The 23,923-nt window shown below is 61.3% G+C and carries 21 protein-coding genes; 17 read left to right on the plus strand and 4 right to left on the minus strand.

Annotation, left to right across the window (positions count from 1 at the left end):
- The first annotated feature begins 47 nt into the window (after nt 1–47).
- The 3 genes from hrcA to M1D88_RS07365 all read left to right on the plus strand — a co-directional run bounded on the left by hrcA (nt 48) and on the right by M1D88_RS07365 (nt 3,088).
- A complete protein-coding gene (gene hrcA / locus M1D88_RS07355; RefSeq protein ID WP_458113883.1) occupies nt 48–1,067 on the plus strand; it encodes a heat-inducible transcriptional repressor HrcA in 1,020 nt (339 codons plus the stop codon).
- Between the two features lie 96 nt (nt 1,068–1,163).
- Nucleotides 1,164–2,288, plus strand: a complete 1,125-nt coding sequence (dnaJ, locus tag M1D88_RS07360) for a molecular chaperone DnaJ (RefSeq protein WP_458113884.1) — start codon at nt 1,164–1,166, stop codon at nt 2,286–2,288.
- A gap of 2 nt (nt 2,289–2,290) precedes the next feature.
- Nucleotides 2,291–3,088 (plus strand): 16S rRNA (uracil(1498)-N(3))-methyltransferase, encoded by a 798-nt coding sequence (locus M1D88_RS07365; protein WP_458113885.1) that lies wholly within the window; start codon nt 2,291–2,293, stop codon nt 3,086–3,088.
- Nucleotides 3,089–3,130: 42 nt separating this feature from the next.
- Here the strand turns inward: M1D88_RS07365 and M1D88_RS07370 are convergent, their stop codons facing one another.
- Nucleotides 3,131–4,075, minus strand: a complete 945-nt coding sequence (locus M1D88_RS07370) for a GerMN domain-containing protein (protein WP_458113886.1) — start codon at nt 4,073–4,075, stop codon at nt 3,131–3,133.
- Nucleotides 4,076–4,399: 324 nt separating this feature from the next.
- On the opposite strand from M1D88_RS07370, the gene M1D88_RS07375 reads away from it, so the two are divergent.
- From M1D88_RS07375 to M1D88_RS07395, 5 genes are all read left to right on the plus strand, one after another.
- The gene (locus M1D88_RS07375; protein ID WP_458113887.1) at nt 4,400–5,488 is read left to right on the plus strand and encodes a PhoH family protein; all 1,089 of its coding nucleotides are present in this window, start codon (nt 4,400–4,402) and stop codon (nt 5,486–5,488) included.
- Nucleotides 5,485–5,958 (plus strand): rRNA maturation RNase YbeY, encoded by a 474-nt coding sequence (gene ybeY / locus M1D88_RS07380; protein ID WP_458113888.1) that lies wholly within the window; start codon nt 5,485–5,487, stop codon nt 5,956–5,958. The genes M1D88_RS07375 and ybeY overlap by 4 nt, the downstream gene beginning before the upstream one ends.
- Complete coding sequence (locus tag M1D88_RS07385) at nt 5,955–7,286, plus strand: hemolysin family protein (protein ID WP_458113889.1); 1,332 nt, start codon at nt 5,955–5,957, stop codon at nt 7,284–7,286. Before ybeY ends, M1D88_RS07385 begins: the two co-directional genes overlap by 4 nt.
- Nucleotides 7,270–8,229 (plus strand): GTPase Era, encoded by a 960-nt coding sequence (gene era, locus M1D88_RS07390; RefSeq protein WP_458113890.1) that lies wholly within the window; start codon nt 7,270–7,272, stop codon nt 8,227–8,229. The genes M1D88_RS07385 and era overlap by 17 nt, the downstream gene beginning before the upstream one ends.
- 113 nt (nt 8,230–8,342) lie before the next feature.
- Nucleotides 8,343–9,920, plus strand: coding sequence for an LCP family protein (locus M1D88_RS07395; protein WP_458113891.1), 1,578 nt, complete (start codon nt 8,343–8,345; stop codon nt 9,918–9,920).
- Nucleotides 9,921–10,032: 112 nt separating this feature from the next.
- Here the strand turns inward: M1D88_RS07395 and M1D88_RS07400 are convergent, their stop codons facing one another.
- The gene (locus M1D88_RS07400; RefSeq protein WP_458113892.1) at nt 10,033–11,985 is read right to left on the minus strand and encodes a M13 family metallopeptidase; all 1,953 of its coding nucleotides are present in this window, start codon (nt 11,983–11,985) and stop codon (nt 10,033–10,035) included.
- Between the two features lie 249 nt (nt 11,986–12,234).
- Between M1D88_RS07400 and leuA the strand changes: the two genes are divergently transcribed.
- The 3 genes from leuA to M1D88_RS07415 all read left to right on the plus strand — a co-directional run bounded on the left by leuA (nt 12,235) and on the right by M1D88_RS07415 (nt 15,652).
- The gene (gene leuA, locus M1D88_RS07405) at nt 12,235–13,974 is read left to right on the plus strand and encodes a 2-isopropylmalate synthase (protein WP_458113893.1); all 1,740 of its coding nucleotides are present in this window, start codon (nt 12,235–12,237) and stop codon (nt 13,972–13,974) included.
- A 105-nt stretch (nt 13,975–14,079) separates the two neighbouring features.
- On the plus strand, nt 14,080–14,832 hold the full coding sequence (gene recO / locus M1D88_RS07410; protein WP_458113894.1) for a DNA repair protein RecO: 753 nt from the start codon (nt 14,080–14,082) through the stop codon (nt 14,830–14,832).
- Nucleotides 14,816–15,652, plus strand: coding sequence for an isoprenyl transferase (locus tag M1D88_RS07415; RefSeq protein ID WP_458113895.1), 837 nt, complete (start codon nt 14,816–14,818; stop codon nt 15,650–15,652). The genes recO and M1D88_RS07415 overlap by 17 nt, the downstream gene beginning before the upstream one ends.
- A 48-nt stretch (nt 15,653–15,700) precedes the next feature.
- Here the strand turns inward: M1D88_RS07415 and M1D88_RS07420 are convergent, their stop codons facing one another.
- Nucleotides 15,701–16,687, minus strand: coding sequence for an alpha/beta hydrolase (locus M1D88_RS07420; RefSeq protein ID WP_458113896.1), 987 nt, complete (start codon nt 16,685–16,687; stop codon nt 15,701–15,703).
- Between the two features lie 89 nt (nt 16,688–16,776).
- Between M1D88_RS07420 and M1D88_RS07425 the strand changes: the two genes are divergently transcribed.
- A complete protein-coding gene (locus M1D88_RS07425; protein WP_458113897.1) occupies nt 16,777–17,838 on the plus strand; it encodes a quinone-dependent dihydroorotate dehydrogenase in 1,062 nt (353 codons plus the stop codon).
- A gap of 127 nt (nt 17,839–17,965) precedes the next feature.
- On the opposite strand, the gene M1D88_RS07430 is transcribed toward M1D88_RS07425, so the two are convergent.
- The gene (locus M1D88_RS07430) at nt 17,966–18,568 is read right to left on the minus strand and encodes a DUF3043 domain-containing protein (RefSeq protein ID WP_458114467.1); all 603 of its coding nucleotides are present in this window, start codon (nt 18,566–18,568) and stop codon (nt 17,966–17,968) included.
- A 153-nt stretch (nt 18,569–18,721) separates the two neighbouring features.
- On the opposite strand from M1D88_RS07430, the gene M1D88_RS07435 reads away from it, so the two are divergent.
- The 5 genes from M1D88_RS07435 to M1D88_RS07455 all read left to right on the plus strand — a co-directional run bounded on the left by M1D88_RS07435 (nt 18,722) and on the right by M1D88_RS07455 (nt 23,908).
- On the plus strand, nt 18,722–20,152 hold the full coding sequence (locus tag M1D88_RS07435; RefSeq protein WP_458113898.1) for a M20/M25/M40 family metallo-hydrolase: 1,431 nt from the start codon (nt 18,722–18,724) through the stop codon (nt 20,150–20,152).
- Between the two features lie 177 nt (nt 20,153–20,329).
- The gene (locus tag M1D88_RS07440) at nt 20,330–20,719 is read left to right on the plus strand and encodes a HesB/IscA family protein (protein WP_247040460.1); all 390 of its coding nucleotides are present in this window, start codon (nt 20,330–20,332) and stop codon (nt 20,717–20,719) included.
- 182 nt (nt 20,720–20,901) lie between these two features.
- Nucleotides 20,902–21,774 (plus strand): aa3-type cytochrome oxidase subunit II, encoded by an 873-nt coding sequence (gene ctaC, locus M1D88_RS07445; RefSeq protein WP_458113899.1) that lies wholly within the window; start codon nt 20,902–20,904, stop codon nt 21,772–21,774.
- An 11-nt stretch (nt 21,775–21,785) separates the two neighbouring features.
- Nucleotides 21,786–23,510, plus strand: a complete 1,725-nt coding sequence (gene ctaD / locus M1D88_RS07450) for an aa3-type cytochrome oxidase subunit I (protein ID WP_458113900.1) — start codon at nt 21,786–21,788, stop codon at nt 23,508–23,510.
- On the plus strand, nt 23,507–23,908 hold the full coding sequence (locus tag M1D88_RS07455) for a cytochrome c oxidase subunit 4 (RefSeq protein ID WP_458113901.1): 402 nt from the start codon (nt 23,507–23,509) through the stop codon (nt 23,906–23,908). Before ctaD ends, M1D88_RS07455 begins: the two co-directional genes overlap by 4 nt.
- Nucleotides 23,909–23,923: the final 15 nt, after the last annotated feature.

Genomic DNA, 23,923 nt, shown 5'->3' on the forward strand with positions numbered 1-23,923 from the left:
GAGGCATGTCGAGTGCTAACTGCCGCACAGGAGATCGGAGGTGGACAGTGAGTGAACCACGCAAACTTGAAGTGCTGCGTGCCATCGTGGAGGACTATGTCCATTCACGTGAACCGGTGGGCTCAAAAGCTCTCGTGGAACGGCACCATCTGGGTGTGTCCAGCGCGACCATCCGTAACGACATGGCTGCATTGGAAGATGAAGGCCTCATTACCGCACCCCACACGAGCGCCGGCCGTATACCCACCGACAAGGGCTACCGGCTGTTTGTGGACCAGATTTCTGCCGTCAAGCCTCTCTCACAGGCAGAACGGCGGGCCATCCAGTCTCTCCTTGAGGGATCCGACGACCTCGACGACGTCCTGGAGCGTACCGTCCGTCTGCTGTCACAGCTGACCAACCAGGTCGCCGTCGTGCAGTATCCGCATCTGAGCCGGGCACTGGTGCGCCACATCGAATTTGTCCTGTTGGCGCCGCGGCAGGTCCTGATCGTACTGATTGCTGATACCGGGAAAGTAGACCAAAGGGTTATCGATGCGGGGCAAGATCTGGGCGATGAAGCCTTGGCTGCCCTGCGGACCCGTTTCCTCATGGGCCTGTCCGGTACGCCCCTGAGTCAGCTGCCCCACGTTCTCCCCAGCGTGGTTGCCTCCTGCGAACCGTCCCGCCGCAACGTTGCGCAGGCTCTGGCTCGGGGACTGGAAGGACTCGCCCACAGCAGCCGCGAAGAACGTATGGTCATGGCCGGCACAGCCAACCTTGCCAGATCCAACGTCGATTTTCCCCTGAGTATCGGCCCCGTTCTGGAGGCGCTCGAGGAACAGGTGGTGATGTTGCGGCTGCTGAGCGAGATGGCCCAGGATCCCCGTGGCGTTACCGTGAGCATCGGCCGCGAAAACCCGTACGACGGCCTGGCCGAGGCCTCCGTTGTGGCCACTGGCTACGGGCCGGACTCCAGTTCCAAGATCGGCGTTCTCGGCCCGACACGCATGGATTACCCCACCAGCATGGCTGCTGTCAGGGCAGTCGCCCGGTATCTTTCCAGGATCCTCGGCCCTGGCGGCTGATCGTCCCACGAGATTTCTGCGCCCGCATCCAGGGCGCCGCGTTCCTAGACAGCGCGTTCGTATCACAGGCAGTACAACCAGGAAGAGACACAAACTTTGAGCAGCCATTACGACGTCCTTGGAGTCTCGCCGGAGGCTACCGGCGAGGAAATCAAGAAGGCCTACCGCAAGCTTGCCCGCACCCTGCACCCGGACGTGAATCCTGGTCCTGATGCCTCCGACAAGTTCAAGGCAGTGACTCACGCGTATGAAGTGCTGTCGGACCCGCAAAAACGGCGGGTGTATGACACCACAGGTAACGAGAACGGTACGGACAACGGCTTCGGCGGCGGCTACGCGGGCCAGGGCTTCGCTTTCCAGGACATTTTCGACACCTTCTTCGGCGCCGGCGGTTCAGCAGGACCTGCCTCCCGCGTGCGCCGGGGGCAGGACGCGCTCATCAGCGTGCGCATCGACCTGCGGGATGCAGTATTCGGTGTGAACAAAAAGCTCGAAGTCGACACCGCTGTAACCTGCCCGAGCTGCGAGGGCTCGTGCTGCCGGCCCGGCACTCACCCGGTCCGCTGCGACATCTGCGGCGGAAGCGGACAAGTGCAGCGTGCCGTGCGCTCCATTTTGGGACAGGTCATGACCGCTGCTCCCTGTGGCTCCTGCGAAGGCTTCGGGACGATCATCAAGGACCCCTGCAACGAGTGCAACGGCCAGGGCCGGATCCGTAGCCGCCGTTCCATGACCGTCAAGGTTCCGGCGGGCGTGGCCACGGGTACAAGGATCCAGTTGTCCGGCCAAGGAGAAGCAGGTCCAGCCGGCGGCCCCTCTGGCGATCTGTACGTGGAGATCAGGGTCAACGCAGACTCCACCTACCTGCGCGAAGGCGACGACCTTCATGCCACCCTCAATATCCCCATGACTGCTGCTGCCCTTGGCACCGAAATCACCCTTGAGACCTTCGACGGTGAGCAGGAGATCGACGTCAAGGCCGGGACTCAGTCCGGCGAGATCATTACGCTCCGCGGCCTGGGAGTCACCCACCTTCGAGGATACGGCCGCGGGGACCTCAAGGTGCACCTGCAGGTTGAAACACCGACGCGCCTGGATCCTGCACAGGAAGAGTTGCTCAGGAAGCTGGCCAAGCTGCGGGGGGAACAGTTCACCGAGGGCAAACTGGCCGCCAGCGGCGGGGTTTTCGCGAAACTGCGGGACCGGCTCGGTAACCTGTAGCGGTGAGCAACCCGGTCTTTTTTACCCCCGCAGGAACCCTCGACGGACAACAACCGGGTTCACACTTTATTCTCGAGGGACCTGAAGCCCGTCACGCTGTCACAGTCAAACGGCTGGCGGTGGGGGAGCCTGTGGATATTGCGGATGGTTCCGGAAAACGCATGACCGGAATAGTCACCGCCGCCGCTCCAGCCGAGCTGACCGTGGAATGCAGGACCCTGGAGGTTGAGGACCCGCCCGGTATCCGGCTGATCCTTGTGCAGGCACTGGCAAAGGGGGACCGCGATGAGCTTGCAGCGGAAACCGCCACCGAGCTGGGAATTGATGCTGTTATTCCCTGGCAGGCCGAACGCTCGATTGTCCGCTGGAAAGGCGAGCGTGCGGCTAAGGCCCATGCCAAATGGGAATCAGTGGTTACGGCGGCAGCCAAGCAGGCACGACGGGCGTGGATCCCCGAAGTACGCGACGCCGTTGACACTGCCGGTCTGCAGCGGACTGTCGCGGCGGCTGATCTCGCCATCATCCTCCATGAGGATGCTGTGCGGCCCCTGCGGCAAGTCCTGGAAACGTGGCGCAATTCCAACTCCGGCCGGGAAGCCGGAGATGGTGGCGTTGATGGTGACGGGGCCAGGGAAGTGCTGCTGATTGTCGGCCCGGAAGGCGGAATCAGCCCGCGGGAAGTGACAAAGCTGTGCGATGCCGGGGCAGTAACCGCCTTGCTTGGCCATCATGTGTTGCGTTCCTCCACGGCGGGCCCGGCCGCTACCGTCCTGGCCAGCGATGTGCTGGGCCGCTGGTAAGCAACAGCCTTTGAATGGCAGCGGCTTAGTGGAGGCACTGCCTTAGCGGACGATAAAGCCGCGGCTGTCCACACTGACTTCGGAATCGCCTTGCGCGGACAGGATCTGGGACACCCGAAGTTCGTATTTGCCCGGGCCCAGGTTCACTGACAAAGCAAAGATCCCCGATTGGGAAGGATCGGCGGAGGCGGTGACTTCCCCGCTGAGATATGACGTTTTGTCGCTGTTTCCCTCCACCCGGAGGATGCGCCAGCGCAGCTTGTTGCCGGGACTGGTGCTTCGCCCGTTGATCTTCACAACGCCCTCCGGAAGTTCAGTTCCTTCCTGGGGATCGATGATCCAGACAGGGGCTACCATTCCTGTGCTCCGGGACATGGGAGCACCCAGCCTGACGTGGTCAAAGCCCAGATAGCCGGTATGGCCGTCCACGAGCACCACAACCTGAAGCTGCTGATTGCTGTCAATGAGTCCGGCGCTGGCTCCTGCTGCCGTCGCCGTGTATACAAGCTGCTGGATTGCGCGATCGGCCGTGTCGGCATCAAGGTTGCTGTTGAACGCATCAGCGGAAACGTCCACGGTTATGACGTTTTTCCCCGAAATGGAAGTGGCCAGCTCCTTCGGATTTTGCCACGGCGTGAAAAAGTCAGGGTCCAGGGGTTCTTCCGACATCATGGCCCGGAGGGCACTCGTCACAGGGTTTTCCTGGGAGGGGACATCCCGGAACTCGCGGTAAAGAAAGAAGTCGTCATTGCTTCGGCCCACCCAGTAGACGGGAGCCTTGTTGGATGCATTTGTTGTCTCGAGGGGGGCGCTTGTGGTGGGCAGCTCGCCCGTCGCCGGAGCCGACGTCGACACGGCCGCGTTACCGCCGTCGGTGGGGCCCGGCTGGGGATCGGCAATACAACCGGACAGGGCCAAGGCGGCCCCAAGCACAAGCGGCAGGAGGGCAGCGCGAACATGCCCCTTCCCTGTCGGGTGCTTCTCCATTGGTCGGCTCTTTCCCATAGTTCTTTCTTGCGGCGGCGGGTGCGTGAAGTGTGCGCCGTTTACCGCCATTTCCAGCATTACACACGGGCGTCCGCTGCCTCTCAGGATTACCGTCCGGGCCGGCAACTGCAACGGGAACGATATGAGGACGATACGAAGTTGATACCTAATTGCGGGAACACGTCACGGAACTGTAGCCGCGGTCACTTCAGGGCTGCGTGAGGGACGCGTCTCTGGCGTAAGATAAGAAGACTCGGCTGAGCCGGGAGTTGCCGACCCAACGAATCCAAACTGGAGGGGACCAGAGGCCCGCGGGCCATCATTATGACTGAAGCAGCGAACGGAAGGTCCCGGACCAGCGCCGGCGAACGGACCCCCAGCGAATTTCCCCACACCCTTCCGGGCATCCGGACAGAGGTCATTGTTTTTGAGAACTCAGAACAGATGGTTCAGTCACTCGGCAGCCATGACGAAGCCCTGCGTTTCATCGAGGACCAGTTTCCCGGCGTCGACTTCCACGTCCGCGGTAATGAGTTGTCTTTCAGCGGACCCGCAGATGACGTTCCGCGGATCCTCCGTCTCCTGAACGAAGTCAACGGCCTGGTGGCCAGGGGAACGGTGATCACGCCGGCAGTCCTCCAGCAGCTCGTTACCCTGCTCCGGAGCCAGTCGCTGCAGAACCCTGTTGAGGTGCTGACCCACAACATCCTCTCAAGCAGGGGGAGGACCATCAGGCCGAAGACCCTGAACCAGAAAAACTACGTGGATGCCATAGACGCCAACACCGTGATTTTCGGGATCGGACCGGCGGGTACGGGCAAGACGTATCTGGCCATGGCCAAGGCGGTCCAGGCGCTTCAGCAGAAAGAAGTCACCCGGATCATTCTGACCAGACCTGCCGTGGAGGCAGGGGAGCGGCTGGGATTCCTTCCCGGGACCCTCAGCGACAAGATCGATCCGTACCTGCGCCCCCTCTACGACGCCCTGCACGACATGATCGACCCCGAGTCCATCCCCCGGCTCATGGCTGCGGGCACCATCGAAGTTGCGCCCCTGGCGTACATGCGCGGGCGCACACTCAATGACGCCTTCATCATTCTTGACGAGGCACAGAACACCACCCCTGAGCAGATGAAGATGTTCCTCACCCGCCTCGGCTTCGGCTCCAAAATGGTGGTGACTGGAGACGTCACCCAGGTGGACCTTCCGTTCGGCACCCGTTCAGGGCTGCGGATCGTCGAAGAGATCCTGCACGGCATCGATGACGTCAACTTCTCGGTGCTGGACGCCTCCGACGTCGTACGGCACCGGCTTGTCGGTGACATCGTCAACGCTTACAGCATTTGGGACGAAGTCCAGCGGAACCGGGTCAAGCACACGGTGCCTCGCGAGAAGCGGGCGGAGCATTCATGAGCATAGAAATTAACAATGAGTCCGGAGTGAAAGTGGACGAGGAGCAGCTCGTGGCCCTTTCACGCTACATATTTGAGCGTCTCTTCATTCATCCCCAAGCGGAGCTGTCGGTTCTGCTTGTGGACGAAGAAGCCATGGAAAAGCTGCACATCGAGCTCATGGACGAACCCGGCGCCACTGACGTCCTGTCGGTGCCCATGGATGAGCTGACCCCAGGAACGCCGGATAAGCCCACGCCCCAGGGTATGCTCGGAGATATCGCCATCTGTCCGCAGGTGGCTGAAGTCCAGGCGCGCAATGCAGGGCATTCGACGCAGGACGAGATGTTGCTCCTCGCCACTCACGGGATCCTCCACCTGTTGGGGTATGACCACGAGGACCCTGAGGAAAAGGCTGAGATGTTTGGCCTGCAGCGAGAGCTTCTGACCGGGTTCACCGGCAAAGAGGCCCCGGTAGAGACGACTCAGTGACGCCCCTGATTCTTGTGGGCATGGCCGTGGTCTTCCTGGGCATGGCTGCCCTGCTCACGGCAGCAGAAGCCGCATTCAATTTTCTTCCCCGGCACGACGCCGAGCAGGCTCTGCTCAGGACCCGTAATCCGGCACTGAAACGCATCCTGGCACAGCCCGTTTCGCACATCCGGGCATTGCGCTTCTGGCGCGTCTGGTTCGAGATGGCGGCAGCTGTGGCGGTTGCCGTCCTGCTCCACAGCATCCTTGACAGCATCTGGCTGGCCGGGCTGGCCGCCACGGGCATCATGGCGGTTGTGGGTTTTGTCATCGTGGGTGTTTCCCCCCGCCAGCTCGGTCGGGTCCATTCCGGGGAAGTTGTCAGGTTCGCTGCGCCGCTGATCCGTTCCCTGTGCTGGGTGCTTGGTCCCATTCCCGGTTGGCTGGTGAAGCTCGGAAGCGCTGTGGCCCCAGGATCATCGAACGGTGATGAAGCCTTCTTCAGTGAAGAGGAATTCCGCGAGCTGGTGGACCGTGCAACTGAGTCGGATGTGATTGAGGACAACGAGGCGGAACTCATCCAGTCGGTATTCGATTTTGGCGACACCCTGGTCCGTGCCGTCATGGTTCCCCGGACCGACATCGTCAGCATCGACGCCGGCTCCAGCCTTCGGCGCGCAATGTCGCTCTTCCTGCGTTCGGGGTATTCCAGGATGCCAGTGATCCGGGACAACACGGATCAGATCCTGGGAATCATCTACCTGAAGGACGTCGCCGCTGCCCTGCACGAACTCGGGCCAGACGATGAACCGCCTACCGTGGATGACCTCGCCCGGGAAGTCCGGTACGTTCCGGAGTCCAAACAGGTCAGCGATCTTCTCCGCGAGCTGCAGAAGGAATCCACCCATGTTGCCATCGTTATTGATGAGTACGGCGGCACCGCGGGTTTGGTGACCTTGGAGGACCTCATTGAAGAAATCGTGGGCGAAATCGTTGACGAATACGACACCGAGTCGGCCGAGGCCGTTGAGCTCGGTGACGGCAGTTTCCGCGTGAGCGCCCGGATGAGCATTGATGATCTCGGTGAGCTGTTTGATATAGAACTCGACGACGACGAAGTGGACACCGTAGGTGGCCTGCTGGCTAAAGCCCTGGGGAGGGTTCCGATCGTTGGAAGCGCCGTAACCGTGGATGGCGTCTCGCTCCGGGCTGACCGCCTCGAGGGCCGCCGCAACCGGGTAAGCCACATCATTGCGGCTCCGGTGCCAAAGGAAGAAACTGACCATAACGAGCTTCTCGACGAGGCCGAATCAACGCAACAGGGAGTGCCACGTGAGCAAGCAGAATAAGGCCGATGCCGGGGATGCCTACGGCGGCTTCCGGGCCGGTTTCTCGGTTCTGGTCGGAAGGCCCAACGCAGGCAAATCAACACTGACCAACGCCCTGGTGGGTAAAAAGGTTGCCATCACCTCGGCCAAGCCGCAGACAACGCGGCACACCATCCGGGGCATTGTCCATCGTGAGGACGCCCAGCTGATTCTTGTGGACACACCGGGGCTTCACCGCCCCCGCACGCTGCTGGGCAAACGACTCAACGACCTCGTGGCCGATACCCTGGCCGAGGTCGACGCCATTGGTTTCTGCCTTCCGGCGAATGAAAAAATCGGCCCCGGCGACAAATTCATCGCCGCCCAGCTTGCCGCCGTCGGAAAAAAGCCGATCATCGCGATCGTCACCAAGGCAGACCTGGTTGACCGGCAGGCCCTGACGGAGCAATTGCTGGCCGTCGCCGCCCTTGGGCGGACTGTCCTGGGGGAAGAGGGCTGGAAAGACATCGTGCCCGTATCGGCAACAGACGGCTTCCAGGTGAGCACGGTCGCTGACGTCCTCATCAGCCACATGCCGCCGTCGCCTCCGCTCTACCCGGATGGTGAACTGACGGACGAACCGGAAGCCGTCATGGTGGCCGAGCTGATTCGTGAGGCGGCCCTTGAAGGCGTGCGGGATGAACTTCCCCACTCGCTTGCTGTTGTGGTGGACGAAATCGTTCCACGGGAAGGCCGTCCGGAAGACAGCCCTTTCCTTGACGTCCGGGTAAACCTGTACGTGGAGCGTCCGTCGCAGAAGGCCATTATCATCGGCAAGGGAGGTGCGCGGTTGAGGGAAGTCGGCACCAACGCGCGAAAGGGCATCGAAGCCTTGCTGGGCACCCGGATTTACCTGGATCTCCATGTGAAGGTCGCTAAGGACTGGCAGCGGGATCCCAAGCAATTGGTCAAGCTCGGTTTCTGACGCGTCCTGCGAACGGCCCGCTTCCCAGCGCGGCGGTTCGTGCACGCCCGGCTTTTTCCCAGTCTCAGCCCCTAAGATAGGGCGGATCATGTTTTTACAGGAAGGTACATTCAGTGGTGCAAGGCCGCGATGACAGCGCAGACAGGCCCAACGGGTCCCGCTCCGACGCCGCCGCCAGGCACTCGGAACATACCGGCCTCGGTGCCGCCCGCCACCTTGGTGCTACCCGCCACATGCCGGTCTGGCTTAAGGTAACGACCGTCATCATGTCAGTTTCCCTGGTGGCTGGAATTGCGTTTGCAGCCTTCTGGTTTATCCGACTGCAGACCAATATCGAAAAGGCGCCTTTGGGCGCGGGTAACCAAAAAACTGAAGACCCCGTCAACGACGCGACTGACCGTATGCAGATCCTCATCCTTGGTTCAGATACCCGCGACGGGAAGAACTCGGAATATGGAGCCGCCGATCTTTCGTCCGGTTACGGACAGTCCGACGTCATGATGATGATGGACATCTCCGCCGACAACAAACGTGTCAACGTCATCAGCTTCCCCAGGGATCTCCTGGTCGACATTCCCGAGTGCACGGACCAGAAGACGGGAAACGTATACCCCGAGCGACAGAGCGCGATGATCAACGAAGCCATGGCCCAGGCCGGGATCGGTTGTGCCGTGGATACCGTGAACAAGCTGACCGGTCTGGAGATCGATCACTTCATGATGGCTGACTTCAACGCTGTGAAGGAGCTCTCCAACGTGGTGGGCGGCGTGGACGTCTGCGTCAGCGACCCCGTCTTCGATCCCGACTCGCGCCTCCGCCTGCCGAAGGGGACTTCCCAGGTCCAAGGTGAGCAGGCACTGGCGTTCCTCCGGACGCGCCATGCCTTCGAAACGGGCGGTGACCTCGGCCGGATCAAGGCCCAGCAGGGCTTCCTGTCCTCTCTGACCCGCAAGATCAAGGACGACGGCACCCTCTCCGATCCCGGAAAGATGCTGCAGATCGCGGACACTGTCACGCAGAACCTCACCGTGGATGACGGCCTGGCCTCCGTTCCCGCCCTGATCACCATCGGCAACCGGCTCAAGACCATCGATGTGGGCAAGGTAGCGTTCGTCGCGACCCCGACTGTTCAGGCCGTCAGCGACCCTAATCGACTGCAATTGGCTCAGCCGGACGCGTCCCAGCTTTTCGCGGGCCTGCGAAATGACATTGACCTCACTGATCCGACGGCCAGTCCGTCACCCACGCCAACCCCCACCGGTACGGGGACCACGCCCCCTGTGGCAACGACTCCGCCCGCACCTGCCCCGCCGGCCTACGACAAGACCGCTCAGCCGGTATCCGTAGCAAACGGTACCGGCCTGCCGGCACGGGCAGAGGAGATTGTCCAGGCGATAGTTGGTGGAGGGTTTACCCAGACGACCCAGTTTGTTGCCGAACCGACAGATACCACCATGATTTACTACGGGGCCGAGTATGCGGACGTTGCCGCCGACATTGCAGCCCTGCTGGGTATCCCGGCCGCCCAGGTGGCTCCTTCACTCGGCGTGGTAGGCGTGCAGGTGTACTTGGGCGCAGACTTCATCACGGGCACCAAGTTTGGCTCGGTCAACATTCCGCCTGACATCGTCAATCAGACCGCTGGGGACACCGTCTGCCAGCAGGTCAATCCTCCCTACATCGACGGCTAGCCTCTGTACGCAAACGGCCACACCGATCGCTAGGAACGACGACGGCGGCAGGCCCCGTAGTGGGGTCCGCCGCCGTCTGTTTCAGGCGCCGTCGGTATCAGCGGGTGGCTGTTTACCAGATACTGACGCGCTCCTCGGGAGAAAGCCACATCCCGTCCTGGTCGGTGACCCCGAACGCCGTGTGGAAGGCATCGAGGTTTTTGGCGATGGCATTCGTACGGAACTCATTGGGGGAGTGGGGATCGGTAGCGAGCCGGCGGACTGCCTCTTCTGCCCTGATTACCTGCCGCCAGCCTGCAGCCCAGGAAGCAAAAAAGCGCTGCTCTCCGGTGAAACCATCAAGGACTGGCGCTTCCTCACCGTTCAAGCTGAGGAGGTAGGCTTTGTAGGCGATGGTCAGCCCGCCAAGGTCACCGATATTCTCGCCGAGAGTAAGCTTGCCATTGACTTTGTGCTCCGGCGCGGCCAAGGGGGACAAAGCATCGAACTGCGCTACGAGCTTGGCCGTCAGAGCCTCGAACGCCTTTCGGTCATCCTCACTCCACCAGTTGCGGAGGGCTCCGCCGCCATCGAACTGCGACCCCTGGTCATCGAATCCGTGGCCGATCTCGTGGCCGATCACCGCGCCGATCCCACCATAGTTGACGGCGTCATCAGCGTCCGCAGTGAAGAACGGCGGCTGCAGGATGGCCGCTGGGAAGACAATTTCGTTCAGCATGGGGTGGTAGTAGGCGTTGACCGTCTGGGGTGTCATGAGCCATTTGTTCCGGTCCACCGGCTTGCCCACTTCGTCCAGATGCCGTTCGACGTCTGCGTTGTGCGCGCGTTCCACATTGCCGAGGAGATCCGAGGGATCGATCTCCACTGCCGAGTAATCGATCCACTCGTCCGGGTATCCGATCTTCGGCCGGAATGCGTCCAGCTTCTTCAGCGCCTCCTGTTTGGTTTCCTCGCCCATCCACTGCAAGTCCGTGATGCTACGCCGGTAGGCCTCGATCAGGTTGGAGACCAGTGCCTGCATCCTGGCTTTATGGGACTCAGGGAAGTGCCGGGAAACGTAGATCTGGCCCACCGCTTCGCCGAGTGAGGCCTCGACGACGGCCACTCCCCGCTTCCAGCGGTCCTTGTTCCGTGGAGTGCCGCTGATGGTTGTGCCATAGAAAGCGAAGTTGGCATCCACGAATTGTGCTGAGAGGTAAGGGGCGGCTGAACCAATAACGCGCATCGCGAGCCATTCCTGCCAGGCTTCAAGGGGCTCGGACTCAAGGAGGGATGCCGCACCGACGAAGAAATCAGGAGTGCTCACCACAATCTCCGTGCGTTTCTCAGGTTCGATCGCAGCCGCATCGAACCACGTGCCAATCAGTGGAAAGAGCTGGCTGGCCTCTTCTGCACTCTTAAGGTTGTACGTTTTCTGCGGATCACGGAGGGTGACGTTGTCCCAGTGGTGGGAGGCCAGGGCTGTTTCCAAAGCAAGCACCCGTGAAGAGGCTCCCTCCGGGTCCGCGATCCCTGCCATGCCCAGCATGGTCTGGACGTGTTCGCGGTAGGCGCTGACTATCGGAGCGAATTTCTCCTCCCGATAGTACGACTCGTCGGGAAGGCCAAGACCGCCCTGCCCGGTGTAGAGAAGGATCCGGTCAGGGTTGCCGGCATCGGGGGCGGGGTAAATGTAGAAGAGTCCACTGACGTCCGACCGGAAGAGGCGTCCTGCCAGTGCAATAAGCTCCGCGGACGACGTTGTCGAGAAAACAGCTGCCAGGCGTTCCCTGATGGGCTCCAGGCCCTTGGCCTCCACCGTTTCTTCATCCATGAAGCTCTTGTAAAGGTCTCCAACTTTCTGTTCTATCCCGGTCGCCTCAGCTCCCCGGTTGGCGGCTTCCTCAATGATTCCCCTGACGGCCAGTTCCGAACCGTCACGCAAGGCGGTGAAGGTTCCCTCAAGCGGCCGGTCATCCGGGATGGTGGTGCTCTTGAGCCAGGCCCCGTTCACGTGCTGGTACAGGTCATCCTGCGGCCGGACGCTATGGTCGATATTGGACAGGGCAATCCCCGAGTTTGGCACAGGTGCTCCTTCAGGTGAGGCTGCAGCCGGCGCGGTCACCGGTACAGCGTCTGCATAGTGGACGTTGCGGAGGGTGTTGCTCCTTCATCTTACGCACCCGTGTTACTGTGAAATGGTGCGCGCAGAACTGCTCCTTCTTAGCTGCCGTGGCGAGGCCTCAGACGCAATTTAGCTCAAGGCCACCCTCGCTGCGGAGTTTGTGTTGCCCGGCCACCCTTTCATCAAGAACCAGAAAAGGCCACGATACCGATGCGAAACGCACAAAAGCCCTCCGGAATGCCCGTCCACCGCTACCTGCCGTTCCATGAGCAGATCACCGTCGATCTGCCGGACCGGACCTGGCCGGACAAGAGAATCACCAATGCGCCGCGCTGGTGCGCCGTTGACCTCCGTGATGGCAACCAGGCACTGATCGATCCCATGAGCCCGGCCCGGAAAATGAAGATGTTTGATCTGCTGGTCCGCATGGGCTACAAGGAGATCGAAGTAGGGTTTCCTTCCGCTTCCCAGACTGACTTCGACTTTGTCCGCCAGCTCATCGAAGGCAACCACATCCCGGACGACGTCACCATCCAGGTGCTCACCCAGGCCCGTGAACACCTGATCGAGCGGACCTACGAGTCCCTGGTCGGCGCCAAGCAGGCCATCGTCCACCTGTACAACTCAACGTCGGTCCTGCAACGGCGCGTTGTCTTCAACCAGGACGAGGACGGGATTCTGGACATCGCCCTTCAAGGCGCCCGTCTGTGCAAAAAGTACGAGGAAACCCTCGTTGATACCGCCGTGACCTACGAATATTCCCCCGAATCCTTCACCGGCACCGAGCTGGAATACGCAGTGCGGGTGTGTAATGCGGTCGCTGACGTCTTTGAAGCTTCGGCCGACCGCCAGGTCATCATCAACCTGCCCGCGACCGTGGAGATGGCTACGCCCAACGTTTACGCGGACTCGATTGAGTGGATGAGCCGGCACCTGCACCCCCGTGAGGGAATCATCCTCTCCCTGCACCCCCACAACGACCGCGGCACCGGTGTTGCCGCTGCCGAACTGGGCTATCTGGCCGGCGCGGACCGCATCGAAGGATGCCTGTTCGGCAACGGCGAGCGGACCGGCAACGTGGACCTCGTGACGCTGGGCCTGAACATGTTCGTACAGGGCATCGACCCCATGATTGATTTCTCCGATATTGACGAAATCCGCCGAACAGTGGAGTACTGCAACCAGCTTCCCGTGGCTGAGCGTTCCCCGTACGGCGGCGACCTGGTCTTCACTGCGTTCTCAGGCTCCCACCAGGACGCCATCAAAAAGGGATTCGAGGCGTTGGAGAAAGAAGCCGCGGCAGCCGGCAAGGACGTCAGCGACTTCACCTGGCAGGTCCCGTACCTGCCCGTGGATCCCAAGGACCTGGGCCGCAGCTACGAAGCCGTCATTCGCGTGAACTCCCAGTCCGGCAAGGGCGGCGTGGCGTACCTGCTGAAGAACGAGCACAGCCTGGATCTTCCCCGCCGTGCCCAGATTGAATTCTCCGGAGTCATTCAGCGCCAGACGGACACCGTGGGCGGCGAAGTGAGCGGCGCGCAGCTCTGGAAGCTCTTCCAGGACGAGTACCTCCCCTCCACCGAATCCGGCAACCAGTGGGGACGCTATTCCCTCGGCTCCTTCAGCACTGAAGTCGACGAGTCCGGTGACATGACACTGCACGCCACCCTGAACATCGACGGTGTCCAGGTCCGCCGCACCGGAACCGGCAACGGCCCCATCGCAGCCCTCCTGAACATCCTGAGCGGAGACGGTGTGGATGTGCGTGTTCTGGACTACAGCGAACACGCCTTGTCTGAAGGCGGAAACGCGATGGCAGCCGCCTATGTGGAGGCTGCAGTGGGGGAGCGGGTCCTCTGGGGAATTGGCATCGACTCGAACACCAGCATGTCTTCACTGAAGGCTGTCATCTCTGCCGTAAACCGGGCCATCCGAGACGCGCAAGCCTGAGAATCCCAGCCCAAGCCTGAGAGTCCCGGGGTGTGCTGCAGCAGTTATGCCGCGGCACACCCTGACTCCCGGCCTGTTTGGGCCAGGACGGTGCGAAGATTAACTGTGGTCAACCAATCATTTGCGGCGCGCTCCTATCGGGATGACGCGGTAGTGCTGCGTACCCATAAGCTCGGTGAAGCTGACCGCATCATCACGCTGCTCACAAAGCATCACGGGCAGGTACGTGCAGTGGCCAAAGGCGTACGGCGCACCAGCAGCCGCTTTGGCGCGCGGCTGGAACCGTTCATGGTCGCCGATCTACAGCTTATCTCCGGACGTTCGCTCGATATCGTCACCCAGGCAGTCGCTAAGGGTGCCTACGGCGGCAACATTGCCGCAGATTACGGCCGTTACACCGTGGCGGCCGCCATGACCGAAACTGCGGAAAAGCTGACGGACGTTGACGGCGAAGCGGGTACCGCGCAGTACAACCTGCTGGTAGGTGCGCTGGCCTCCTTGAGCCGCGGTGACCATTCTCCCGAACTGATCCTGGACTCCTACCTGCTCCGGGCCCTGGCCACCGGAGGATGGGCACCAAGCTTTACCCAATGTTCCCGCTGCGGCGCCGCAGGTCCGCACACAGCTTTCTCCGCTCCTTTGGGCGGAATGGTCTGCGGAAACTGCCGCCCGCCGGGTTCCCCGGCGCCGGCGGCCGAAACAGTGTTGCTGCTTGGTGCTTTGCTGACAGGTGACTGGACGACGGCGGATGCGTCCCTGAGCGTCCACCGCAGGGAGTCGGCGGGTTTGGTGGCAAGCTACCTGCAATGGCATCTTGAACGTGTACTGAAATCCCTCAAACATGTGGAGCGAACGTAACTTGGTCTTGGGAAATAAAAGAAAAACGGTCCGCCAACGAACCGCTCCAGTGATCAGCCCCTACCCCCATCCTTCCGGAGCGCTCCCACCGGCCATTCCTGCCGAGTTCATCCCGCGCCACGTGGCCATTGTCATGGACGGCAACGGCCGTTGGGCCAACCAGCGGGGCCTGCCAAGAATCGAAGGGCACAAGGCCGGCGAACCCGCCTTGCTTGACGTGATGGCCGGAGCCATCCAGCTGGGTATAGAGCACGTGAGCGTCTACGCGTTCTCGACGGAAAACTGGCGGCGATCGCCCGAGGAGATCCGGTTCCTGATGGGTTTTAACAAGGATGTGCTGCGTCGCCAGCGAAACCAGCTGGATGACTGGGGCGTGCGGGTGCGCTGGTCCGGCCGCCGCCCGAAGCTCTGGGGTTCAGTGATCCGCGAACTTGAGGAAGCCGAGGAGTACACCCGCGGCAACAGCACCTGTACGTTGAACATGTGTGTTAATTACGGCGGGCGGGCGGAAATCGCAGACGCGGTCGCCGCTATTGCCCAGGATGTGGCGGCCGGTTACCTCAAGCCCTCAGCCATCAGCGAGAAGACCATTCAGAAGTACCTGGACGAGCCTGACCTGCCTGACGTCGACCTCTTCCTGCGAAGCTCGGGGGAGCAGCGGCTGTCGAATTTCATGCTCTGGCAGTCGGCCTATGCGGAGTTTGTCTTCATGGATACGCTCTGGCCTGACGTTGACCGCCGGACCCTGTGGGACGCCGTGGAAATTTACGCCCAGCGGGACCGCCGCTACGGTGGCGCAGTGGACGCCGCCGCAACGTAGGCCCCAACTTGAGGCAACCACCGAACCATGCCTCCTCCTGACGGTTGCCTATTGATCTTGATCCTGGACGTATCCGCGGATCCAACGGGAAAGACGCGCATAGGCATCCTCGCGAACCTTGGGCGGGGAGAGGAACACGTCATGGAGGCCACCCTCGATGCGTTCAAGGGTGACAGACCTTCCCAGTGCCAAGGCACGGATGGCGATCGCGCTGACATCGAGCACGGCGTCCGTCCTGCGCATCTCCTCGGTCCAGAAGAGGCCGTTGGCGCTTGCCCCGGAGAGCAGGACCAGTATGGGTATTTCGATACCAAGGCCGCGGGCCACCTTCGCATGTGCGGCCAGAACTGCACTCAGCCAGCCTGCCCTGACAGGGAATGCCATGGGTGGCCTGTACTTGTCATCGAGGGCCCATTCGCCCTCAGCGGTGTTGCTGATACTGCGCCAGTAGAAACCACGTTCGGGGAGGCGGAGAACGGCTTCGGGCTTGAAACGGGCGATTGGTTCCACCATGGTCCAGGCGACGCGCCTGACGAGGGTGCTGCCGTGCATCTCCAGCCAGGGGCTGTTGAGGACCAGTTGGCTTGCCGCTCCCGGATGTCGGCTCACCCACAGGGCGGCCACCAGCCCGCCGGCTGAATGCCCCATCAGGGTCAACGACGGCGGAGGGGAATCCCGCGGTCCGAGCGCGTTGATAATGCTGATGGCCTGGGCGATTTCGGCGTCGTAATCGGCAAGGTCAGCGACATATCCTCCTGGAACCCCCTCCTGCAGGCTTCGGCCGTGGTTGTGCATGTCAAGGGCGAAGAATTCAAATCCCTTGCCGTACCAGAAGGCAGCAAGTTCAACGTTAAAGAAGTAGTCGCTCCAGCCATGCAGGAAGAGGATAGCCCGCCGTTGAAGGGGTAATTCCGCTTCAACACCGGCAGGGGAATAACGGATAAGGGTGGCAGTCCGCTCTGTCCCGTCGTCACCCCGTGCCTGGAAGCTGTATGCCTGGAAGTCCGCGCCGAGGATGTCTGGTCTCCACTCCATGGCACCAGCCTAGGCATCGAGCGGGAAGTCAGGGAGTGGAGAAGCCCGTCCAGTTTGGTCTGGACCCCTCGAAGCGGAAAACTAGACGCATGCGCGTATACCCAACTTTCTTCCGGCTGGCCTTTTCTTGGATGGACGCCGAACGCGCCCACAAAATCGGCTTCCGTGCCATCAGGCTTGTCCATGCTTCCGGTGCCGGCAAGGCACTGTACAAATTCACGGCGCCCGCTCCCTCATTGGAAACAAAGGCATTCGGCCTGACGTTCCCGTCGCCCTTCGGCCTCGCTGCAGGCTTTGACAAGGAAGGGCTTGGCATCGAGGCGCTGAGCGAGCTCGGGTTTGGGCATGTGGAGGTTGGAACCATCACGGGACAGGCGCAGCCGGGTAACGAAAAACCCCGCCTGTTCCGCCTGATCGAGGACCGCGCGGTCATAAACCGGATGGGCTTCAACAATGACGGCGCCTCAGCGGTGGCTCCCCGCCTGCGCTCCGCGCGTGCAGCCCTGCAGAGGAGGCATCCCGGAGTGCGGCCCCTCATCGGCGTCAATATCGGCAAGAGCAAGCTGGTGGAGCTGGAAGAGGCCACGGAGGATTACCTCATCAGTGCCCGGAATCTGGCGCCGGCAGCTGATTACCTGGTGGTGAACGTCAGCTCCCCGAATACTCCCGGCCTTCGTCTGCTTCAGAATGTGGAGACTCTCCGACCGCTGCTGAAAGCAGTGGGCGAGACGGCAGACCAGGCGGCAGGGCGCCACGTCCCGCTGCTGGTGAAGATTGCCCCTGACCTTAGCGACGAGGATATTGACGACGTCGCCCGCCTCGCCCTTGACCTGAAACTGGATGGCATCATCGCCACCAACACCACCATTGGCCGTGAGGGTCTTGCCACCGCTCCGGAGGAGGTAGCTGCCTGCGGCGCCGGCGGTCTCTCAGGAGCCCCCCTTAAGAGCCGGTCTTTGGATGTATTGCGGCGGCTAAGCAGAGCGACTGAAGGGAAGCTCACGCTCATCGCCGTCGGGGGAGTAGAGACAGCCCAGGACGTCCGGGAGCGGCTGGACGCCGGGGCAACGTTGGTCCAGGGCTACACGGCCTTTCTTTACGAAGGACCGTTCTGGGCAGCCCATATCAACAGGCAGCTCGCTAAATTGTGAACAGATCCGGGAAAGCGCGTATTGCCCGCTGGTAGCGACAGCCTCGAGGAGATAAAGGAAGCCCCGGCGGATTTTCCGCCGGGGCTTCGCTTTCCCTGTTCCAACCATCAAACCGAGAGGACGGGAGTCAGGAGGGGTACTCGCCCCGGCTGACCAGCGGCTTCGGGAGGCGCAGCTTTCGGAACTGCAGGGAGCGCATGGACCCGTACCAGACGGTTCCGCGCTCCGGTTCACCGAACTTTTCAGTGAGGCGCTTCCGCAGCTTCCTGGACAGGATGAAGACGTCGACGAAAACTGCAAGGAACATGACCCAGAACCCTACGAGGACGTAGACCATCAGTTCGCTGCTTGCAGGGATGAGCAATGACACGATGACGAATACAAGAGCTCCGAACATCAGGTACTCGCCCAGGCTGAAGCGTGCGTCCACGTAGTCCCGCGCGTAACGCTTCTGCGGGCCCTTGTCGCGCAGCGGCAGGAACTTCTCATCGCCGGTATCCAGGGCGCGGCGCATTTTCAGTCGTTGTTCCTGGACGGCAGCACGCTCGGCGGCCTTTGAGGCTTTACGGTCTTCAGGCACTAAGGGCCGCTTGCGTGCGGCTTCCTGTGCCTTGCGCTTGGGCGTCGGCGTGCCCTTGCCAACGGCTGCGTTCTGCCGGGCCTCAGCCTCGGCAGCCTGCTGATCAACTACGTCTTGCGCCAATGGCGCTTCTTTTCTACGTCCAAACACCACTACAGAATACCCTGAGGGCGGTGCCACTGATGTTCTGCATCCGAGCGGTCACTGCTGCCCCGCGGGTCGCTGTCAGGGCCTGAATTTCCACACACCAGAAGCGGGTGATGGTCGGTTTGTTGTCGTCTAGTACAGAGGTAGTGTGTGGCCATGACATCAACTCCCGCCCAGCCCTCACAGACCTCGAGTAAGCCCCTGGACGAAGCCCGGATTGAAGATCTCAAACGTGCAGTGGACGATGCTTTTGAGGCAACTGTTGAGAAACTCAAGAACCTCGTGAGTATCCCGGGGATTGCCTGGCCGAGCTTCGATCCGGCAGAACTGGATCGCAGCGCCAAGCATGTTGCGGAACTCGTGAGCCATGCGGGCCTCAGCGACGTCCAGATCCTCCGCTGCGACAAGGAGGATGGAACGCCTGGCGGACCGGCCGTCGTCGCGCGCCGGAAAGCCGCCCCCGGCAAGCCAACAATCCTCCTTTATGCGCATCACGACGTCCAGCCCCCCGGGGATGCGGGCCTGTGGAAATCAGAGCCCTTCACCGCCGTCGAGCGCGATGGCCGTCTCTTTGGACGCGGTGCCGCCGATGACAAAGCAGGAATCATGGCGCACCTAGCGGCCTATTCCGCCGTCTCAGACGTTGTGGCGGATGAGCTCGGACTGGGAGTCACGTTCTTCTTTGAAGGTGAGGAGGAAGCCGGTTCCCCCACTTTCAGGGCCTTCCTCGAAGAGCATCGTGAGCTGCTCCATGCCGACGTCATAGTGGTTGCCGATTCCAGCAACTGGAAGGTCGGAATCCCTGCCCTGACGACAAGCCTGCGGGGGCTGGTGGACGGCACAGTGGAAGTCCAGGTCCTCGAACATGCCGTCCACTCAGGTATGTTCGGTGGCCCGGTCCTCGACGCACCAACTCTGCTGTCCCGCATCATCGCCACCTTTCATGATGAGGACGGAAATGTCGCCATTGAGGGTTTGCTGGGCCGGGACGAGGTGGACGTGGACCTCACGGAGGCGGAGTACCGCGCCGACGCTTCAGTGCTCGACGGCGTGAGGCTCGCAGGTACGGGAAGTATCGCGTCCCGGTTGTGGACCAAGCCTTCGCTCTCCATCATCGGTTTTGACGCACCAGGAGTGGACGTGGCCTCCAACACCCTCCTGCCGAGGGCGAAAGCAAAGTTCAGCCTTCGCCTGGCTCCCGGCCAGGATCCCGATCAGGCCATGGAGGCCGTCCGGAAACATGTCGAGACCAAGCCTCCTTTCGGCGCGCGCGTGGTGTTCACGCCCGGGGAACAGGGGAGCTCCTTCCTCACGGACACCGGCTCCGCAGCAGCCCGCAAGGCAATGTGGGCCTTGGGTGAGGCATGGGGTGTCCCTGCTGTTGAGATGGGAATCGGCGGCTCTATTCCGTTCATCGCAGATCTCACCGAGCTTTACCCGGACGTCCAGATCCTGGTGACGGGTGTCGAGGATCCGGATTCCCGGGCCCACAGCGCCAATGAGTCCCTTCATCTTGGTGATTTCCGCAATGCGGTGGTCGCAGAGGCCCTCCTGCTGGCAACGCTCAATCACGAAGGCCTGGCTTAAAGGGAGTGACCAGGGCCCGCGAATCAGCCTCCGGGAACATTCAGGTCCTAAGAACGGTTACGTCTGAAGTTAGAGCTAGAGCACTGCGCGACGTAGCATTAGCTATAGCCCATACCGTTTCCCCGGGGCGGACAAGGCGACAGCCTGGTCGCCACCATGTTGCAAGAAGGTAGGCCAATGAGTACTACGACCAATGAAAACAGCATCGAATCCACGGAGATCACCGGCGAGGAGCTGGCCAGCCACGAGGTCAAGCTGACCGATGTCGCCGCCGGCAAGGTCCGCAGCCTGTTGGAGCAGGAAGGCCGCACCGACCTTCGACTGCGCGTTGCCGTCCAGCCCGGCGGCTGCTCAGGGCTTATTTACCAGCTGTACTTTGACGAGCGGATCCTGGACGGCGATGCCGTACGCGATTACGACGGTGTCGAGGTAGTGGTTGACAAGATGAGCGTCCCCTACCTCAGCGGTGCCAGCATCGACTTCGAGGACACCATCGCAAAGCAGGGTTTCACCATCGACAACCCCAATGCCGGAGGCTCCTGCGCCTGCGGCGATTCGTTCCACTGACCGGAAATACAATCCACTTCACCGTGCCCCGGTGACCGGTTTTAACCGGCGCCGACGCACGGTGCAGTCATGTGGGCGAAAACCCCCGGGGAGCGGTAAGCTCTACACCGAGTAGTAAAACTTTTCGTGTGCCCGGGGGCTTAGACAGCCCGGGCGACAGCAACAAGTAGGAAGGGCCGTCTGTGAGTTCGCAGAACCGAACCGGCAGCCGACGCAAAAAGATCTCTTCGATCACAGGCTTGGCATTAGCCGGCGCGTTGGCTTTGACTGGATGTTCACCAGAGGTACAGAAGGGGTGGTTGCCCACCGAGCGTGGCACCACCAATCACACTGACCGAATCATGGACCTCTGGGTCAACTCATGGATAGCCGCATTGATCGTCGGCGCCATCACGTGGGGTCTGATGATCTGGTGCATCGTCGCTTACCGTCGCCGAAAGGGCACGGTTGGATTTCCCCGGCAGACGAGCTTCAACCTTCCACTGGAAGTCTTCTATCTCACCATTCCGTTGTTCATGGTGCTTGTGTTCTTCTACTTCACCGACCGCGACCAGCAGGCGATCGATGACAGGTCCCAGCCGGCCGACGTCGTGGTTGATGTCCGCGGAAAGCAGTGGGCATGGGACTTCAACTACAAGGCTGGCGAGGTCATCAATGAAGACCTTCACGAAGCAGGCGTCCAGGCCCACCTGACCGGTGAGGAAGTGGACAAGGAGAAGCTTCCTACCCTCTACCTGCCGGTCAACAAGTCTGTTGACCTGGAACTCAACGCCCGCGACGTCATCCACTCCTTCTGGGTGCCGGCCTTCCTCCAGAAGCGCGACATGATCCCGGGCAGGACCAACTACATCCGGTTCACGCCCACCAAAGAAGGAACCTACGACGGCAAGTGCGCCGAGCTTTGCGGGGAATACCACTCCGAAATGCTGTTCCGCGTGAAGGTTGTCTCTGAGTCCGAATTCCAGGCCCACATGGACAAACTGCGCCAGGACGGCAACACAGGGCTCCTCGGCGAAGAGTACGACCGCAATCCCAACCTGAACGAAATTAAGTAAGGGGAGCGACCGTGGCTACGTACACTCAATCGCCCGCCGGGATCCTCGAAGCTCCCGTAGTTCCTAAGTCCAAGGGACGCATCGTCGTCAATTGGATCACCTCGACCGACCACAAGACCATCGGGTACATGTATCTGATCGCGTCGTTCGTGTTCTTCTGCTTCGGTGGCGTCATGGCGCTGCTAATCCGTGCAGAACTGTTTGAACCCGGTATGCAGATCCTGCAGACCAAGGAACAGTACAACCAGCTCTTCACCATGCATGGAACCGTGATGTTGCTGATGTTTGCAACGCCATTGTTCGCCGGCTTCACCAACGTCATCATGCCCCTGCAGATTGGCGCCCCGGACGTTGCCTTCCCGCGACTGAATGCCCTGGCCTTCTGGTTCTTCCTGTTTGGCTCCACCATTGCGGTGTCAGGCTTCATCACACCGCAGGGCGCCGCGTCCTTTGGCTGGTTTGCGTATGCCCCGTTGTCCAACACCACTTTCAGCCCCGGCATCGGTGGCGACCTGTGGGTGTTCGGCCTGGCGCTCTCGGGTTTCGGCACCATCCTCGGAGCCGTCAACTTCATCACCACCATCATCTGCATGCGTGCTCCCGGCATGACCATGTGGCGTATGCCGATCTTCACCTGGAACGCCCTTGTTACGTCCATCCTCGTGCTGATGGCGTTCCCGCCGCTGGCAGCAGCGCTGTTCGCGTTGGGTGCGGACCGTAAGTTCGGTGCACACATTTTCGACCCGGAGAACGGCGGAGCTGTGCTTTGGCAGCACCTGTTCTGGTTCTTCGGCCACCCCGAGGTGTACATCATCGCCCTGCCGTTCTTCGGTATTGTCTCGGAGATCTTCCCGGTCTTCAGCCGCAAGCCGATTTTCGGCTACAAGGGACTGGTCTACGCAACGATCGCCATTGCTGCTCTCTCTGTGACCGTGTGGGCCCACCACATGTACGTAACCGGCTCGGTTCTGCTGCCGTTCTTCGCCTTCATGACGATGCTGATTGCAGTTCCCACCGGCGTGAAGTTCTTCAACTGGATCGGCACCATGTGGCGCGGGTCGATCACATTCGAGACACCCATGCTCTGGAGCATCGGGTTCCTGGCAACGTTCCTCTTCGGCGGCCTGACGGGCATCATCCTAGCCTCGCCGCCCCTGGACTTCCATGTTTCAGACTCGTACTTCGTGGTAGCGCACTTCCACTACGTCGTCTTCGGTACTGTTGTGTTCGCCATGTTCGCAGGCTTCTACTTCTGGTGGCCCAAGTGGACCGGCAAAATGCTGAACGAACGCCTGGGCAAGATCCACTTCTGGCTCCTGTTCCTGGGCTTCCACGGCACGTTCCTTATCCAGCACTGGCTGGGTGTTGAAGGTATGCCGCGCCGCTATGCGGACTACATGCCCCAGGACGGTTTCACCTGGATGAACCAGTTCTCCACGATTGCCTCATTCGTTCTTGGTGCGTCACTGATTCCGTTCTTCTGGAACGTTTACATCACCTGGCGCAGCACCGAGAAGGTCGAAGTGGATGACCCGTGGGGCTTCGGAGCATCGCTGGAGTGGGCGACGTCCTGCCCGCCGCCGCGGCACAACTTCACATCGCTGCCGCGGATCCGGTCGGAGCGTCCCGCACTGGACCTGCACCACCCGGAGCTATCCCAATCCCACACCGTTGAGTCTCCGGCACCCGCTGCGGCGGCGCTCGGTAACGCCGACCAGAAGGACACCTCAAAGTGAAGATCGAATCATGGATATTTGGAGCCGGAGTCTTCTTCTTCGTCCCGGTCTCGCTGATTTACGGTTTCCTCACTCACTGGTCTGAGTGGGTGGGCATCCTTGGGATTCTTCTCGTGGGTGGTCTTGCCGGCATGATCGGTGCCTACCTTGGCTTCACTGGAAAGCGGGTCGGTTTGCGGCCGGAAGACCGGGCCGACGCTGAGATCCATGAAGGCGCCGGGGAACAGGGTCATTTCAGCCCCTGGAGCTGGTGGCCGCTCGTACTGGGGCTGGCCTGTGCGGCTGGCTTCCTGGGCCTTGCTGTTGGCTTCTGGATTGTGTTCATCGCAGCCGGACTTGCCACAGTAGCCCTCGTTGGCTGGGTGTTCGAGTACAGCCGAGGCGACCACGCACACTAGCCTTTAGGCACAAGT

The organism is Arthrobacter sp. R1-13 (genome assembly GCF_054161475.1).

Bases quoted from the DNA above. Each gene is read 5' to 3' on its own strand.
- M1D88_RS07370 (WP_458113886.1), bottom strand. From the start codon at position 4,075: ATGGAGAAGCACCCGACAGGGAAGGGGCATGTTCGCGCTGCCCTCCTG.
- M1D88_RS07435 (WP_458113898.1), top strand. From the start codon at position 18,722: ATGACATCAACTCCCGCCCAGCCCTCACAGACCTCGAGTAAGCCCCTG.
- M1D88_RS07415 (WP_458113895.1), top strand. From the start codon at position 14,816: ATGTGGAGCGAACGTAACTTGGTCTTGGGAAATAAAAGAAAAACGGTC.
- M1D88_RS07440 (WP_247040460.1), top strand. From the start codon at position 20,330: ATGAGTACTACGACCAATGAAAACAGCATCGAATCCACGGAGATCACC.
- ybeY (WP_458113888.1), top strand. From the start codon at position 5,485: ATGAGCATAGAAATTAACAATGAGTCCGGAGTGAAAGTGGACGAGGAG.
- leuA (WP_458113893.1), top strand. From the start codon at position 12,235: ATGCGAAACGCACAAAAGCCCTCCGGAATGCCCGTCCACCGCTACCTG.
- M1D88_RS07420 (WP_458113896.1), bottom strand. From the start codon at position 16,687: ATGGAGTGGAGACCAGACATCCTCGGCGCGGACTTCCAGGCATACAGC.
- M1D88_RS07375 (WP_458113887.1), top strand. From the start codon at position 4,400: ATGACTGAAGCAGCGAACGGAAGGTCCCGGACCAGCGCCGGCGAACGG.
- M1D88_RS07425 (WP_458113897.1), top strand. From the start codon at position 16,777: ATGCGCGTATACCCAACTTTCTTCCGGCTGGCCTTTTCTTGGATGGAC.